Here is a 526-nt window from a genome sequence, read left to right as displayed (position 1 = left end):
TCAGTCGGCGACCGGTGGTGCGGTGGTGGTGGGGTTGGTGCGGCAGGTCGCGCCGATCGCGTCGGCGTTGATCATCGCGGGTGCGGGTGGTTCGGCGATGACCTCGGACATGGGCGCGCGCAACATCCGGGATGAGTTGTCGGCGATGGAGGTCATGGCCGTCAATCCGGTGCACCGTCTGGTGACACCACGCATGTGGGCGGCCAGCATGATCTCGTGCATGCTCGCCTCCCTGGTGATCCTGTCGGGTGCGGTGGGCGGTTTTGTGTTCAACGTGCTGCTGCAGGGCGTGACCCCGGGCGCCTATTTCGATGGGGCTTTGGGTCTGCTGCGGGTGTCGGATCTGTTCGTGACGTTGGGCAAGGCGTGGTTGTTCGGTCTGATCGCTGCGCTGGTGGCCTGTTATATGGGGATGAATTGTGAGCGGAGCCCTGCCGGGGTTGGCCGGGCGGTGAACCGGGCGACGGTGGTGGCGTTCATGCTGGTGTTCGTTTTCAATTACGTGATCACGACGGTGTATTTCGTC

At 63.7% G+C, this 526-nt stretch carries 1 protein-coding gene; it reads left to right on the top strand.

From position 1 onward, the window contains the following. The coding region (locus tag ACFPZN_RS56660; protein ID WP_378293794.1) for an MlaE family ABC transporter permease at positions 1-526 on the top strand (526 nt) is incomplete at both ends.

Source organism: Actinomadura rugatobispora, from assembly GCF_042656285.1.
GTDB lineage: Bacteria > Actinomycetota > Actinomycetes > Streptosporangiales > Streptosporangiaceae > Spirillospora > Spirillospora rugatobispora.
This window is presented reverse-complemented; position numbering and strand designations above follow the sequence as displayed.